At 42.8% G+C, this 15,573-nt stretch carries 12 protein-coding genes; 7 read left to right on the top strand and 5 right to left on the bottom strand.

The genetic code is table 11. The annotated features are described in order from the left end of the window. The first annotated feature begins 18 nt into the window (after nucleotides 1–18). The 4 genes from MHB64_RS20740 to MHB64_RS20725 all read left to right on the top strand — a co-directional run bounded on the left by MHB64_RS20740 (nucleotide 19) and on the right by MHB64_RS20725 (nucleotide 6,803). Complete coding sequence (locus MHB64_RS20740) at nucleotides 19–1,854, top strand: ABC transporter substrate-binding protein (RefSeq protein WP_341135294.1); 1,836 nt, start codon at nucleotides 19–21, stop codon at nucleotides 1,852–1,854. A 140-nt stretch (nucleotides 1,855–1,994) separates the two neighbouring features. After that, entirely contained in the window at nucleotides 1,995–3,740 is a 1,746-nt protein-coding gene (locus MHB64_RS20735) for a sensor histidine kinase (protein WP_179281590.1), read from the top strand. Next, nucleotides 3,733–5,136: a response regulator transcription factor gene (locus tag MHB64_RS20730; RefSeq protein ID WP_341135293.1), complete on the top strand. Its 1,404-nt coding sequence runs from the start codon at nucleotides 3,733–3,735 to the stop codon at nucleotides 5,134–5,136. The genes MHB64_RS20735 and MHB64_RS20730 overlap by 8 nt, the downstream gene beginning before the upstream one ends. Beyond that, nucleotides 5,133–6,803, top strand: a complete 1,671-nt coding sequence (locus tag MHB64_RS20725; RefSeq protein ID WP_341135292.1) for an extracellular solute-binding protein — start codon at nucleotides 5,133–5,135, stop codon at nucleotides 6,801–6,803. Before MHB64_RS20730 ends, MHB64_RS20725 begins: the two co-directional genes overlap by 4 nt. 356 nt (nucleotides 6,804–7,159) lie before the next feature. Here the strand turns inward: MHB64_RS20725 and MHB64_RS20720 are convergent, their stop codons facing one another. Further along, nucleotides 7,160–7,579: a MarR family winged helix-turn-helix transcriptional regulator gene (locus tag MHB64_RS20720; protein ID WP_094870222.1), complete on the bottom strand. Its 420-nt coding sequence runs from the start codon at nucleotides 7,577–7,579 to the stop codon at nucleotides 7,160–7,162. Nucleotides 7,580–7,743: 164 nt separating this feature from the next. Here MHB64_RS20720 and MHB64_RS20715 point away from each other — a divergent pair, with 164 nt between their 5' ends. Next, nucleotides 7,744–9,207, top strand: coding sequence for an MFS transporter (locus tag MHB64_RS20715; RefSeq protein ID WP_341135291.1), 1,464 nt, complete (start codon nucleotides 7,744–7,746; stop codon nucleotides 9,205–9,207). Nucleotides 9,208–9,235: 28 nt separating this feature from the next. Here the strand turns inward: MHB64_RS20715 and MHB64_RS20710 are convergent, their stop codons facing one another. Next, nucleotides 9,236–10,309 carry a glycosyltransferase WbsX family protein gene (locus MHB64_RS20710; protein WP_094870220.1) on the bottom strand — a complete coding sequence of 358 codons (1,074 nt, stop codon included), beginning with the start codon at nucleotides 10,307–10,309 and terminating at the stop codon, nucleotides 9,236–9,238. Nucleotides 10,310–10,322: 13 nt separating this feature from the next. Then, nucleotides 10,323–11,360, bottom strand: coding sequence for a glycosyltransferase family protein (locus MHB64_RS20705; RefSeq protein ID WP_179281589.1), 1,038 nt, complete (start codon nucleotides 11,358–11,360; stop codon nucleotides 10,323–10,325). Nucleotides 11,361–11,566: 206 nt separating this feature from the next. On the opposite strand from MHB64_RS20705, the gene MHB64_RS20700 reads away from it, so the two are divergent. Then, nucleotides 11,567–11,977 carry a hypothetical protein gene (locus MHB64_RS20700; protein WP_341135290.1) on the top strand — a complete coding sequence of 137 codons (411 nt, stop codon included), beginning with the start codon at nucleotides 11,567–11,569 and terminating at the stop codon, nucleotides 11,975–11,977. Between the two features lie 91 nt (nucleotides 11,978–12,068). Here the strand turns inward: MHB64_RS20700 and MHB64_RS20695 are convergent, their stop codons facing one another. Together MHB64_RS20695 and MHB64_RS20690 are read right to left on the bottom strand one after the other, a co-directional pair. Beyond that, nucleotides 12,069–13,424, bottom strand: coding sequence for a PFL family protein (locus MHB64_RS20695; protein WP_256989813.1), 1,356 nt, complete (start codon nucleotides 13,422–13,424; stop codon nucleotides 12,069–12,071). Nucleotides 13,425–13,437: 13 nt separating this feature from the next. After that, nucleotides 13,438–13,707 (bottom strand): ACT domain-containing protein, encoded by a 270-nt coding sequence (locus MHB64_RS20690; RefSeq protein ID WP_042189980.1) that lies wholly within the window; start codon nucleotides 13,705–13,707, stop codon nucleotides 13,438–13,440. Between the two features lie 217 nt (nucleotides 13,708–13,924). On the opposite strand from MHB64_RS20690, the gene MHB64_RS20685 reads away from it, so the two are divergent. Then, nucleotides 13,925–15,556, top strand: coding sequence for a diguanylate cyclase (locus tag MHB64_RS20685; RefSeq protein ID WP_341135289.1), 1,632 nt, complete (start codon nucleotides 13,925–13,927; stop codon nucleotides 15,554–15,556). Nucleotides 15,557–15,573: the final 17 nt, after the last annotated feature.

Below are 15,573 nucleotides of genomic sequence, written 5' to 3'. Positions count from 1 at the left end.
GAGGGAGGGTATAAAGCAATGAGACTAAGAAGAGCATCGCTTGTCATGCTATCCGTAATCCTGGTCTTTGTTCTTGCAGCATGTGGCGGGGGGAATAATACGGCTAACTCGGGCAAAAACACAAGTACAGAAAAGCCCACTTCAGCTGCAACGAATGCGCCGGCGGAAGAAACAGCAGCACCAGATGACGGAACACTAGATCATTCCAAGCCGCTGAAGCTGACCGTATTCTCTACAACAGCTAACTATGCGGGTCCACAGACCGGATGGTTTGCCAAAATCATCAAAGATAAGTTTAATATTGAGATGGACATTGTAGCTTCAAACCTGACGGGTGGAGATACCAAAATCTCTGCAATGATGGCATCCGGCGATCTTGGCGATATTATCATTTTCGGTGATGATAAGAACCATTATCCAAACGCTATCAAAGGAAAACTTCTCTTAGACTGGACTCAAGACGGGCTCCTAGATAAATACGGAAAAGACATTACTAGTACGTTTCCAAAAGCTATTGAGAAAGCAAAGATCGCTTTTGGTAGTGGGACATCCGTTTTTGGCATCGGGAACAGCGTAGCTTCTAATCCATCTGGACCCTCTGAAGGAAAAGACATGACTTGGGGACCCGACCTACGCTGGGATCTTTACCAACAAATCGGAGCACCTGAAATTTCAAAGATAGAAGATTATCTTCCCGTGCTGAAAAAAATGCAAGAGCTTGAACCAAAAAATGAGCAAGGAAAGAAAACCTATGCCTTCTCGATGTGGTCTGACTGGGACGGTAACTATAAAATGACACTGGCTAAACAGTTCGCCAACATGATGGGTTATGACGAAATTCCTGACACTGCTGTGTATGTTAAAGCAGATGAAGAAAAGTATTATGACTTCCTATCCGAAGATAGCTGGTATATGAAGTCGCTCAAACTGTATTTTGAAGCTAACCAAATGGGGCTGGTTGATCCAGATTCCATGACGCAAAAATTCGACGATGTGGTAGCGAAATACAAAGATGGTCGTCTGTTGTTCTCCTGGTTTCCGTGGCTTGGAGCAGCTAACTACAATACACCGGAAAGAACAGCAGAAGGTAAAGGTTTTGCACTAGTTCCGTTCAAGGATGAGCTGATGTATTCCACTGGCTTCAATGTATACGGTGGTAACGGTATTATAGCAATCGGTGCAAAATCTAAAGAACCTGCTAGAATTATGGAATTCCTTAACTGGATGTACACTCCGGAAGGCGCAATGATCTCTGCAGGAAGCGGAACAGCGGTGCCGAACGGACCTAAAGGTCTGACTTGGGATATGGATGCAAGCGGTAAACCTGTCGTGACTGACTTTGGCTGGAAGGCTTATACCGATCAACAGAATACACAAGTGCCTGCAGAATATGGTGGTGGTGACTACTACTACGGCTCTAACCAAATGAACTTCTCTTTTGTAGTTCCGGCGATGGTGAATCCTGACAACAAAGAGCCATACGATCACAATCTATGGACGACAACCTTAGAGCGTAATCCGTCTAAGCTTGATAGTGACTGGAGAGCGAAGATGGGTGTTCTGACGCCTAAGGAGTATTTTGAGAAAAATAATCTATTGGCTGTCGCGCCACAAGGCTTCACAGGTAAAGAGCCATTGATGATGGACAAAACAGTGGAGCAAAAGAACAAACAAATCGGTACGGTCATTCAACAAATTTCTTGGAAAATGGTATTTGCTAAGAATCAAGCAGAATATGACAAATTGAATAAAGAAATGCATGATAAGGTGAATGGTCTCGGTTATGCCGAAGTGATGGATTTCTCGATTAAAAAGGCAGAGGAACTGTTTGAGGCTCGCAAAAGCGTGAAATAAGGTTTAATTAGAAAAAATACAAATAGGGCGGGGCGGCGTGAAGGCTGTTCTGCCCTATTCTATTCAATTAAGGATAAATGTGGTATTCTCACATTGATATATATAGAACGCTTACAAGAAGAAAGAAGAGGATCATTCAGATGGTGAGAGTATTCCGGCGTAATCATACCCCAGCTGTCAAATCCTTACGTAAGACTTTATTCATCTATCTAGTGATCGGAACGTTACTTCCGCTTCTTTTAGTAGGATTCGTAACCTACACCTCTATTTACTCTATCCTTTCAGGGAAAATTGGCAATGGTATAAGTGCAAGCTTGAAACAGGAAGCCTCTAGCTTGGAGAATGCCATCGACAATATGGATTTTGCCTCTAAACAGTTTGCGCTGGATGGTCAGATTGTGGAAGAAATGTCCTCTTTTATTCAGGAAAAACAAATTTATCGCAAATCGCAAATGATGAACTCCATCAACCAGAAGATCAACCTCGTTAATTTCACGAATCCCTACATTGGACTTACAGCCTACATTATGCCAAGCAGTGATGATCCGGTTCTGTTCACAAATATGAGTGCGCGCAGAAATTTCGATATCAGTACATTACCTTCTTTTATGCGATATAACGGAGCTGATTATTATGGGCCGCATTCTACGATGTATGCCGTCGGCGATAATCTCGTGTTCTCAGAACAGCGCATTGTACGCGTACCAGGTGAACATAAGCTATATATTTATTTAGAGACAAATTATAGTCTGCTTCGCAAAATATTTAATCAGGAATCTTACGGGATGAAGGTTAACCACCTACTTGTGAATCAACAGGGCACTAGCACTTATGTCATTGATGGTAAATTACCTCAAGGAATTATCAAAGCTGCTGGAAGCAACTCTAATCTATCACATGAAACACTTACCGGATATCATCTGTTTCGATACGCTAGTCCACAGGGATGGAAGCTTATTGCAGTAGTTAAAAAGTCCGAATTCAACAGTGAAATTTATTCTTGGTTCTATAAAATGATCCTGCTCGCGTTCTCGACACTACTCTTTGCCGGAGTTCTGGCTTTGATGATTTGGAAAAAGATTTATGGCCCTTTGCGGAAGGTTAACCTTGAAATTAATCGAATGGCGGAAAATGTTACTTCTCCCGTTGCATATACGAATGTGGAAGAGTTTGATTTTGTGCTTAGTAACTTTCAGCAGATGAAGAAACAGGTGAATGAGCTGATTGTTGCGGTAGCCTATAATGAGAAGCAGAAAAGCCAATTCGAGATTGAAAAGCTACTTAGCCAGATTAACCCTCACTTTTTGCATAATACATTGAATACGGTGCAGTGGATGGCAAGGCTTAACGGTCAGAAGGAGATCGACAAGCTGGTCACTCTTCTTGTAAAGGTGCTGCATTATAATCTGGGCAAGCAAAGCATCATCGTTACCCTTGGAGAGGAAATTGAAGCGATCCGAAATTATATGGAGCTGCAGCGTATTCGTTATGACTATGAATTCGAATTTAACGTGGAGGCTGATGAGGATGTATTGTCTGTGGCTGTCCCTAGATTCTTACTTCAACCCCTTGTAGAGAACTCGATTTATCATGGTCTAAGCGATAATGGCAGGGTGGACGTCTTGATTACAAAGCATGGTGAAGGAGAAGTTCAGCTGTGTGTAAGAGACAACGGGGCTGGAATGGATGCAGATACGTTAGATCAGCTGCTGTCAGAGGATGGTGCTAAGAAGCGGGGGCTCGGAATCGGCTTCTCATACGTGAACCGAATGCTCAGAACCTACTATGGAGAACAAATGAAGCTAGAGATGTACAGCAAACTAGGGGAAGGTACGGTTGTATCTATCGTAATTCCGAGGAAAGGTAAGGAGGACTTCGATGATTAAAGCTGTAGTGGTTGATGATGAGAGACTTGTGCGGAAAGGTTTTATCTCTCTAATTGATTGGTCATCCTTAGGAGTTGTGATTGTCGGTGAGGCGGGAGATGGCAAATCCGCTTTGGAGCTACTTCAACAACAGGATGTAGATCTGATATTTGTAGATTTGACTATGCCCGGCATTTCTGGGTTTGAGCTAATTAAACTAGTAAGGCAGCGTTTCGCAGGTGTTCGCTGTGTTGTGCTTACTTGCCATCATGAGTTTGACTATGTGCAGGAGGCCATGCGTTTAGGAGCCGTTGATTATATTGTCAAAACTCTATTGGAGATGGAAAATGCGGACGAGACTATACGTCGCCTGGTCGATCGCATCAAATGGGAGGACAATACAAGGGATGCACTGGTTCATGGTGAAGGTAAAAGGATAGCTGCAGACAAGGCACTGCTCTATTTACCATTAAGCAGCCACTGTAATGAAGAAGAGTTATTTCACCTATCCTTCGTGAAGAATAATCCGCTGATTACCTTTCATGAGATGTGGATGTCGCCCTTGCTTCACCGGTTCTCGGAAGAGGAGGGGAAGCGTGAGCTTAAGAGCCAGCTGTCTGGGAGATGGCAGACTGCGCTCATCAGTGGGTTAAGAGATCAGTCACTACAGGAATTGGAGGAGCAGCTCACCACGAAGCTTCGACATATGCTATTTTATCATTCTAGTGCTGAAGAACTGACCTTTCTGAATTATGAGGAACTAAAGAAGGAAATAGCGATTCCCCATTTAAAACCGGATGAAGCTGATGTATTCGAGCAAGCTCATAGTCTCAAGTGGACGATTGATGGGAATGAATGGGAGAATTTTGTAAAGAACATTAGCTTGCAGAAGCCTCGATACGATAGATTTCCAGCTTTCGCACATTCTCTTTTACAAAGCTGGAGCGCTTTATTGTTAAAACCTGATGATGCTGTTCAACTGGAACGCGATATTTCGATGAACTTGAATTGGTGTCACTGGAAGACCTGGCTGCGCCGATTCTCTGATCATGTGGGACGGAGAATGCTCGAGCTAGGATTGACTAAAGAAGTGATGTCTTGTCTTATTCGCGCAGTTCGTTATATGCAGAGCCATGCAGGTGACAAAATCAATCAGAGCGACGTAGCGGCGGAAATTAATATGAGCCGTGGTTATTTCAGTCAATGTTTCGCTCGTTTTGCCGGGGAGACATTCGGTGAATGTTTACGGGGAATGCGACTTGAGTTGGCTAAATCATTATTGCGGGAGACTTCATTACCCGTCTGTGAGATTGCTTCAAGGTCTGGCTTTGAAGATGACCGCTATTTCAGTAGACTGTTCAGAGAACGTATTGGTCAACTGCCGAGTGAATATCGTGCGGAGGAGAAGGACCAATGATGAGATTGTGGAGATTCATCCTCTTATTTGTAATGATGATCGGACTTACATCATGCCGTGACCAGAACAAAACAGTAGATTCTACTCGAAGTCCTCAGGGTGAGGTCGAAGATGCTTCTGTAGCGTATAGCAAATACGAAGATCCGATCGTGATTCGTGTAGGATTTAAGGTTCCTGATTCCAGGCTAAATACAGGTGACAGCAACGACAACAATCCAATTACCCGTTATTTGGAGAGCATTACGAATATCAAGGTAGTTCACTCTTGGGAAGCGAAGGGTGAAGATGCCTTTAATCAAAAAGCACAACTTGCGATCGATAGCAATGATTTGCCGGATGCGATGGTTGTAGATCGAGATCAATTAAAGAAACTCATTGACAATGATATGATAGAGGACCTCACAGAGACCTACAATGTATATGGCTCTGATTTAATTAAGGATATGTACAATTCTACTCAGGGTGGGGCATTATCTGATGCTTCCCGATACGGTAAGTTATATGGATTACCTAACGTAGCAATTGATGCGGATTCGCCTGTTCTGCTCTGGGTGCGTCAGGATTGGCTGGATAAACTGGAGCTGCAGGCACCGCAAACCTTTGAAGATATTGAGAACATAGCGAAGGCTTTTATGGAGAAAGACCCCGATGGCAATGGTAAAAGAGATACCGTCGGACTTAGCGGCTATAAGAATATCGTCTATGGGACAAAGCCATTAGTAAATGGTCTGGATGCTGTGTTTAGTGCATTGCATGCTTTTCCTACCAATTGGATCAAGGATAACGCTGGGAATATTGTATATGGATCCATTACACCTGAGACCAAACAAGCGCTTGCCAAACTGGCAGATTGGTATAAAAGAGGGTTGCTGGACCCCAATTTTGCACTTTATAAAGAAACACAAGAGCCTATTATTACAGGGAAATCAGGCATGTTCTTTGGCCCATGGTGGATGCCATATTATCCTTTGTCAGAGGCGGTTGCCCTCGATACGAAGGCAGAATGGAGAGCATATGCAGCTCCACTTGATGAGTCTGGTAAGTTTGTTGCACATTTGGCTCCGGTAACAGACCGTTACCTTGTTGTGCGTAAAGGTTTCGAGCATCCAGAGGCGATTATGAAGCAGTTGAACGTGTTTACAAGACTTGAGAGAAGACAAGACCCTAATTCGGAGGAAGTTAAGACGCTTGATGATTTCTCAGCGCAAACAGGAATTCAGTTGCGTGCCTATTATCCGTTTGACCTTCTAATTGATTATTCGGATGCAATAGAGAAACATTATGCAGATATCCAGCAAGCTTTGCATGGCAAAATTGACCCGGATACATTAAATCCAGATACCCGTCTCATTTATGATCAATGGGTGGAGGACACGGAACAACCAAAGAAAGATCTGGAAGGCTGGAAAGCAGCGAATGCCTATAAATATGGAGTTGCTGTCTTAACCTCTACCGCTATTGAGGGAGTGCGAGGGGTCTTTTACGGAAACACCCAACTAATGAAGAGCAAATGGACGGAGCTGCAAAATCTGGAGAGCGAGACATTTTTGAATATCATCGTGGGCGATTCACCACTTAGTGATTTTGACGTTTTTGTAGAGAAGTGGAAGAGTCTAGGTGGGGAAGCGATTACGAAAGAAGTAGCTGAGACCGTAAAATTGAAATGAACACGGGATGATATAGGTTTTTTCGCTAAAAGTAGCGGAGTGAATGGACTGATTGTGGAAAAGTGGAGTGTCCTCACCAAGGAAACGGGAGCACTGATCGATCATTAGGGAATTCCTCCCTGTAATTCTGAGATTTCTGCTCATCTGACTAATAATTAGGGAATTTCTCCCTATAATTTCGCTGATTCGTTGGTAAATACCGATATTACTCTGATTTTTAGGGAGGATTTCCCTCTTTCTATTCATTTAAAACATTTATCAGCTATTTTCAGGGAGCTTTTCCCTAATAATTCTCAAAAAAAGAAGCTGTCCCTTAAGTAGCCATTACTACTTTTGAGACAGTTTCTTTTTTTGTCCTATTCTTCGTCAGTGCTGATTTTTTGAAGTAAGGTACGAAGCTGCTCTACTTCCGCGGTGGTTAATTTACCAACTAGGCTCTTGTTATAATCATCTAAAATAGACTGAAGAATTGGCGAAAAATCGATTGCTTTAGGCGTTGGATATAGTAGTTGAGAGCGTCGATCATTAGGATCTGGTTTACGTTCAATATAACCCGAATTCTCTAATTGCTTCACGGAGCGTGCGGTGGTGGCTTTATCAAATTTTAGTTCAGAAGTTAGTTGATCTTGTGTAATCCCTGGTCTGGAAGTAATCAGTTTTAGAAAACTATGTTGCCCACCACTACCTATTCCATAGGGCATGAACTTTTTTACCAATTGCTTCTGATTTTGACGATGAAAATAGGAAATCAACTTTCCTATAGGCTCTTTTTCCAAAATATAGACACCTCTTTGGGTATATAGTTCGCTTATTTGCTACTCTGAGACAAAGTGTACAATAAAGTCGTTGCGCGCGCAACTAAATTGATGTAGACTATGTAAGTAAGTTTTGTTGCGTGCGCAACTAAACGTTGATTATACATTCAATGAGGTGTTAGTTTATGAGTTCTATTAGCGCAACCTATCAGGAAGACAAGGAAATTCAGAAGAAACGCTGGATGATTTTAATTGTACTGAATATTTTCACCTTCATGTCCACACTGGATGGCAGTATCGTCAACATCGCTCTGCCAGAATTATCGAAACAATTGAAGCTGCCTATGGCACAAATCGAATGGGTAACCACAGGTTATTTGATGGCGATATGTGCTGCGATTCTTTTCTTCGGGAAGCTTGGAGATATTGTTGGGAAGATTCGAATCTTTAAGATAGGGACGATTGTTTTTGTTATTGGTTCGATGCTGTGTGGATTCAGTTTAAGTTTACCGGCATTACTTGCTTCACGCGTCATTCAGGCTATTGGAGCTTCGATGACCATGGCGAATAGCCAGGGAATCGTTACGGATATCTTTCCTGCCAATGAGCGGGGTAAAGCGCTTGGTTTCATAGGTACATTCGTGTCTCTGGGAAGTATAGCTGGCCCTAGCTTAGGTGGGATTATGGTTTCGACATTAGGCTGGGAGTATATCTTTTGGGTGAACATTCCTATTGGAGTGATCGCTATTCTGTTAGGCTGGAAGGTACTGCCTAAGGATTTAACTAGGACGAAATCTACAATAGACGTTCCAGGTAGTTTACTCTTCGCTATTTTTATCATAAGTTTGTTCGCAGGGCTTTTATTGGGACAGCAGCTCGGTTATGGCGATAGCTTAATTGTGACGTCTTTAATCGTAGCTATAGTCAGCTTCATTGCTTTCTTATGGACGGAGCTTCGCCGGAAAGAACCGCTACTACAATTGTCATTATTTAAGAATCCGTTGTTTTCATTAAGTATTTTATGTGGGTTTCTCGTGTTTACAGCGAACTTCTGCTTTAATATCATCGCGCCATTTTATGCACAGAATATGCTGAATCTATCGCCCTTTGAAGCGGGATTCCTGTTGATGCTGTTACCGATATGTATGGTTGTCGTAGCACCAATAAGCGGAGCTTTATCGGATAAAATCGGGTCTGAATTCCTAACTTTTGCAGGGCTGGTAGTCATGGTTATTGCTCAGTTTGGATTAGCAGAGCTTCATGAAGGAAGCTCTGTTGTGCTGGTAGGCGTGTGGATTGCTATGTTAGGAATCGGTAGTGGTCTATTTCAATCGCCGAACAATTCACTTGTGATGTCTAAGGTGCCTAGGACTCAGCTTGGTTCTGCGGGCAGCGTCAATTCGTTAGTTCGTAATGTGGGGATGGTCGTCGGTATTACGATAGCTACTACGATTCTCTTTCATGTGATGAGCAGTGAAGCTGGTTATCGGGTAACAGGTTTAGTTCCAGGTAGACCAGAGTTATTTATCAGTGGGATGCATGTAGTGTTCATGACTTCGGCATCCATATGCTTTGTGGCTGCACTGCTAACGGGTTGGAGAATGATAAGTGCAAGGAGCGCCAGAGTGCAGACTTCGGAAAGATCATAAGGAATAAAAGAAGAAGATCCTTCTGACGCTACGGCGTGGAAGGATCTTCTTTGTGAGGAGATTGAAGGGCTTTCTTAACGGCTTGCAAGTATTGATACCGATACTGATCATCCGGTTCTAAATAGGCACCCTCAGCCCACTCGTTCCAAGCGTTAATATAAATAAAATCACTTTTGAACATCTTCTTGGTCCTCTCAATTTGTCGAGACAGATATTGACCGAATTTGTGAGGATTTGCACCTAAAGTACTTTGTCCGGCAGCACCTTTACGTGGTGTATTATCCCAGTTGACAAATGCTCCCGGATATATAATTTCCCCATCTCTATGAGGTGTCCGTTCTAACATAGATTCCCATAATTCATCATAATCAATGACAATATGCTTTTGATCCTCCACCTGCTTGGAACTCCATAAGTGCTTTACACCGCCATGTGCGAATGTGTAGTGAGGCTCGAATTCTAGACTGGCGTCGAACCCGTGCTCTGTCATTAGGGGGAATCCGCCCAGTGTCCGGACAAGATGAAGGCCCTTAAGTCCGTTTTGCTGAGCTAAATCACGCCAACATTGAAGCATTTCATCACACCGAGGGATGCTGGAGGATCTATAGATAATAAATACTGGTTTGCCGTCTACGCAAATATATCGTTCATCTTGGAAAGCCTCGAGTAAAGTATAAAAATGCATTCGCCAATCCCGTTCTTCTCCATATTCCTGTGGCATCAAGACATCTTCTTCAGTGCCATCCCAGCTTCGTGTCCAAGGTTCGTTAGCCCAAGACAGACAAAAGGGGAAGTCAGGCTCTTTGCTGGCAAGAATCTGCTGAACCGGTTGTTCCAGAAGTCGCCTGCCATTGAACCAATAGTGATAATAACAAAACCCGTAAATGCCATGAGCTTTTGCAGTTTCAGCCTGCCATTGTTTCACTTTAGGGTCCGTTAAATCGTAGTAGTTATTATTTAATGGTTTTTTCGGTTGATCATGTTCAGGATAAAGGGCTGTAGCCTTCCTGACATTTGTCCATTCTGTAAATCCCTCTCCCCACCAGGAATCGTTCTCTGTTATCTGATGAAACTGAGGCAATACAAAAGCGATGCATTTCAAGTCAGATCACCCCCTATGGCTCCGTGAATATTTTTTTGAGCAGCAGCTTTCCCTGCTGAAGATAGGAATAATTGTACTTTACTTCCTTTAGAGCACGAGAGGCCGAACTTCTCCTTTCATCACTATGAGCAATATAGTACCTGAAGCTCTCAGAGAGCTCTTTAAAGTTCTGGAAACGAATAAGACTTTCTTCTGCAATGGGGTAACTTTGAAGATGGGGATGGTCTTCCACGAACTGAAATACGCCGCAAGCAGAGACCTCCATAATTTGCTGCACAGAACCTGTGCAATTGATGACGATCCTTGCTCCGTTATAATAGTTAGACATTTCTGCTTTATCGTAGGTGATGTCTATGAAATTTTTGGTAGGCTCCCACCCGCTACCAATGGTCATTATCTTGAGGCCATGAAGTAGTTCTGAATGAGCTAGGGTGTCCAGAACATTATTCATTTGAAAATGGCCGAGAATGAGTACGTCACTGTGGTAACATTTCTCTACACGTCTTGGGTAATAGAGGTCTGTATCTGGAGCATAAGGGAGGTAGCTAGAATGTTTCTCCCGTAAACCTTGATAATAGATTAGATTAGCTATGTTCTGTGTGAAAATATAATCGAATAATAGCGCTAGATTACGTTCTGTTCGGGTAAGGCAGGTCGTGTCTGCCATCCATACGGCCTTAGGAGCGTTATAAGCTTTGAGGGCAGGAATATTCTCCTCAGGGAACAGGGACTCTGATCCCAAGGCCAATATCAGATCAGGCTGATACTGGGCTAAATATTCTTCCAGATTATGATGTAGCTTAATGGCAAGCACTTCTTTGACCAGATGCCTTAGCTGATCTTTAAAAAGTCGTACATTAGGCATTTTTTCACTTATCTCTGAGGGGATCAGAAGCAATACTCTTAATTGTTTTAGTTCCCGTGTTATGGATTCCGTTCTATAAGAGTTCTCGAGAATGAGATTATGGTGTTGCGATTGATGAACTTGGCTGATGGAGACTTCGTGAGTTGAGGGCAATTGAGGAGTGAGCCTAGTAGCTGTCTTCTTCATAATTCCTCCTGTATTCATTGGAGCCAGTCGTTCGCTCTAGCACCTAGTCTTGCTAATCATTATATGTGTAGGGGGTTCATTTGACTTTAGGTATAAGACCATTAATCTGAATCTTGAAGGAAAAAGCGGATTTAGTAAAAGATGTATATCTATCTATGACCGGATTGTCTTGTCTAACATAAGATATACTATAAAACCTGAAAGGGATGATCGTCTTGCCAACCTTCGATAATATTCTTGTTACAGGAAGTCAGACCATTCAAAATGATCTGCATGTCAACGGGAATGAGACTATCGATTTAGACTTGCAATTAAATGGTAGTCAGACCATTATGGGAAGCCTTCAGGTGAACGGCAGTCAGTCCCTGCTCGGTCATTTGGGGGTTACCGGTGAAATTAGCGGTGCAGGCACCATCAAAACTGCGACCCGTTTGATCGCGGTGAATCAGGCTTTGTCACCAGTTTCAGCCCCTACGAGCCTTCAAGAAGTCAGATATTTCGCTATGGGAGTTGTAAGTCAGACAGGACTCGTGCTGAAGGGCACGGATGGAAATGACTATGTATTATTTATCGATTTGACCGGGGGAACACCTAATATTGGGATCCAGCGGGCTTAAATCTGATAACATTAACATCTTCAGGCTATGAACAATAAAAAAACAGCAAGTCGCCTAGGTACAAATAGGGACTTGCTGTTTGAGGTTTCTATTAATTCTTAAAGCTGTGAATTGGAGCAGGAATTCGTCCACCTCGGTTAACGAAATTGGCGCAATTAAAGCCGTTAACAGCCATGACAGGCGCATATCCAAGGAGGCCGCCAAATTCTACAATTTCGCCTACATCCTTGCCAATAACAGGAATGACGCGAACAGCGGTTGTTTTGTTATTGACCATTCCGATAGCAGCTTCATCGGCGATGATGCCAGAGATCGTCTCTTTGGTGGTACTTCCCGGAATAGCAATCATGTCCAGTCCTACAGAACATACACAGGTCATGGCTTCTAGCTTTTCGAGCGTAAGAGCACCACGCTGTACGGCTTGAATCATTCCGTGATCTTCACTAACCGGAATAAAGGCTCCACTGAGTCCGCCAACATAGGAGGAGGCCATAACGCCACCTTTTTTAACATTGTCATTTAGAATCGCCAGAGCGGCTGTTGTTCCTGGTGCGCCAGCTTCTTCCAGACCCATGACTTGAAAGATCTCTGCAATGGAATCCCCAATTTCTGGTGTTGGAGCCAGAGATAAATCGATAATCCCAAAAGGCACGTTCATCCGTTTCGATGCTTCCTGCGCAACTAGTTGTCCCACACGCGTAACTTTAAACGCAGTCCGTTTGATCGTTTCACATAAGGTTTCGAAGTCCTGCCCCTTTACTTCCTCTAATGCACGCTTGATTACACCTGGGCCACTGACACCAACGTTGATGACACATTCCCGTTCACCAACCCCATGAAAGGCTCCAGCCATAAAAGGATTGTCCTCGACAGCATTACAGAAGACAACCAGCTTAGCACAGCCGATGGAATCCCGATCCTTGGTGCGTTCCGCAGTTTGAATAATGATATCACCCATTAATTTCACAGCATCCATATTGATTCCACTTCTGGAAGAGCCGACATTGACGGATGAACAGACTCTTTCAGTAACTGCTAGTGCTTCTGGGATGCTGTCGATTAGAATACGGTCACCTTTGGTGCACCCTTTTTGCACAAGCGCAGAGAAGCCACCAATAAAGTTAACGCCAACTTCTTTGGCAGCCTTGTCCAAAATTTCCGCTACAGGCACATACGTATCCGTCTTCACGGCGCCAGCAGCAATAGCAATAGGGGTCACAGAAATCCGTTTATTAACAATGGGTACACCGAATTGTCTTTCCAGATCTTCACCTGTTTTGACGAGCTTCTCAGCGGATCTAGTGATTTTGTCGTATACGTTTTGGTTAAAAGTTCTCATATCTGTATGCGCACAATCCATGAGGCTGATTCCCATCGTTATGGTACGTACATCCAGATTCATTTCACGGATCATTTTATTCGTTTCTTGTACTTCCACCAGTGATATCATGGTCATCCTCCTAAATGCGGTGCATAATATTAAAAATATCCTCATGCTGAAGCTTGATTTCCACGCCGATCGCTTCTCCGATCAAATGCAAATCCTCAACAATATCCTCAAATGCTTTAGTCGCGCCAGAAATGTCTACAATCATCATCATATTGAAATAATCTTGTACAATCGTCTGAGAAATATCCAGAATGTTCAAATTGTGCTCGGCCAGATATGTACATACCTTGGCGATAATCCCTACTTTGTCTTTTCCTAATACAGTAATAATCCCCTTCATAAATACAGCCTCCCTTTGTATATGGTGATTACGCCGTGTAAACGGAATGAACCATTCCAATCATTATTACAAATGCTGAAGCAAGCTTCAACCAAAGGTTTTTTGTCAGTTTGATCATTTTTATATAAAGTCCTGTGAATTTAAAGAAAATTCGATTGACAGTATATGAAAAATATGATGAAGTGAGAGATTGATACGATACTCTGAAGGAGTAAATATGACTACACAAAAATATAAAGATATGGTTGAAGAGCGGACCAAACAAACCCTCCAGGAATGGTCGGAACTGTCGGAAGTTAACGAGAAGGACATTTATCGTTTTTTGCATAATTTGAAAGGTACGGCAGGAACAGTGGGGTTACAAGAAGTTGAACAGTTTGCCGATGCAACGTTGCCCTATTTCATGGAAAGTAGCCTTAAGAGCTGGTCTTTTGAAGAGTGGGGCGATTATTTGTATCCGCTTATTCCACTGTTTAACCAAGATTCATCGGTTTCTCTAGGTTCAGTTAAGACGTTAGACAAAAAAGGAACTGATGATGCGCTCCCACATAATGATATTTTACTTATTGATGATGATGTAGAATTAGTGGCTTATTTAAAAGAATCATTGGAGAAGCAGAACTATTATGTAAGCATTGCCTTATCCGCTGAACGAGGTCTCAAGATTTTTTATGAAAGTAAACCGGATCTAATTCTTCTGGATATTCTTTTGCCTGATATCAGCGGGATTGAGGTCTTGAATCAAATTATCGGCAAAGCCAAAAAAGAACGTATTCCAATCATCATTATAAGTGGGGAGTCCTCCAAAGCGACGCAATTGCATGCGTATAGGCTGGGGGTGATGGATTTTTTATCGAAGCCTGTAGATATTGATTTATTTCTGGCATTAATTAAAAACCGCTTTGAGTTAAAGCGGGAGTGGCAGGAATCCATCATTGTGGATGAATTGACGGGTGCGTTCAATCGAAAACACTTTAATCAAGTGATGAAACAGCTGATTTGCGATTTTAAGCGTACGGAAAGGGTGTTTTCTTTAGCGCTGATTGATCTGGACTATTTCAAAAAGATTAATGATACATACGGTCATCTAATCGGAGATGAGGTATTACAGTCCTTGTCTGAGCTTGTAAAGGGTTCGATTCGTATGGAAGATACCTTTTGCCGCTTCGGTGGAGAAGAGTTTGCTGTGTTCCTGCCAAATACGGATGCGAGTTCTGCATTGACAGTAATAAACCGTATTCAGGAGCGATTTGCTGCCACCGACTTTTTTGCGAAGAATGAAGTCTTTCATGTGACCTTCTCGAGTGGGATATCAGAGGTAACAGAAGCTGAGAATATTGCCGATAAAATTGTAGAGGAAGCAGACCAGGCTCTCTATGCCAGCAAAGATGCCGGAAGGAATCAGACTACACTCTACACGGACCATTTATCGTCGACTAAAAAGCATTCGGTTCTAAATGTAATTGTTGTGGATGATGATGCGTTAATTCGAAAAATAGTGACTCATCAGATTGATACTTGGGAGCCGGAGGATATTGCTGAGGTGAATATCAGCAGTTTTGCGAATGGGCTGGATTTCTTGCAGTCGGATTGGTATTCCATAGATGAGAAATATATTATTCTACTGGATGGTGTGATGCCGGATCTTGATGGTGTTGAAGTTCTGGAAAGAATTCGCAAGACATATCCGGAAGTGAATATATTAGTGATCATGCTGACAGGGAGAAATAATCAGGCGGATATTGTACATGCCCTGCAGATGGGTGCCGATGATTATGTAGTAAAACCTGTTCATATGCCTGAGCTGTTGTCCCGAATGGAACGGTTGGCTCATAGATTCTTGTTCTAACACGAAGGGAATTGTGC

Source organism: Paenibacillus sp. FSL K6-2859 (genome assembly GCF_038008265.1).
GTDB lineage: Bacteria > Bacillota > Bacilli > Paenibacillales > Paenibacillaceae > Paenibacillus_AQ > Paenibacillus_AQ nitricinens.
Note: the sequence above shows the minus strand (reverse complement) of the source record. Positions and strands in the feature narration are given on the sequence as shown.

Bases quoted from the DNA above. Each gene is read 5' to 3' on its own strand.
- MHB64_RS20690 (WP_042189980.1), bottom strand. From the start codon at position 13,707: ATGAAGGGGATTATTACTGTATTAGGAAAAGACAAAGTAGGGATTATC.
- MHB64_RS20740 (WP_341135294.1), top strand. From the start codon at position 19: ATGAGACTAAGAAGAGCATCGCTTGTCATGCTATCCGTAATCCTGGTC.
- MHB64_RS20715 (WP_341135291.1), top strand. From the start codon at position 7,744: ATGAGTTCTATTAGCGCAACCTATCAGGAAGACAAGGAAATTCAGAAG.
- MHB64_RS20735 (WP_179281590.1), top strand. From the start codon at position 1,995: ATGGTGAGAGTATTCCGGCGTAATCATACCCCAGCTGTCAAATCCTTA.
- MHB64_RS20725 (WP_341135292.1), top strand. From the start codon at position 5,133: ATGATGAGATTGTGGAGATTCATCCTCTTATTTGTAATGATGATCGGA.
- MHB64_RS20685 (WP_341135289.1), top strand. From the start codon at position 13,925: ATGACTACACAAAAATATAAAGATATGGTTGAAGAGCGGACCAAACAA.
- MHB64_RS20730 (WP_341135293.1), top strand. From the start codon at position 3,733: ATGATTAAAGCTGTAGTGGTTGATGATGAGAGACTTGTGCGGAAAGGT.
- MHB64_RS20700 (WP_341135290.1), top strand. From the start codon at position 11,567: ATGATCGTCTTGCCAACCTTCGATAATATTCTTGTTACAGGAAGTCAG.
- MHB64_RS20705 (WP_179281589.1), bottom strand. From the start codon at position 11,360: ATGAAGAAGACAGCTACTAGGCTCACTCCTCAATTGCCCTCAACTCAC.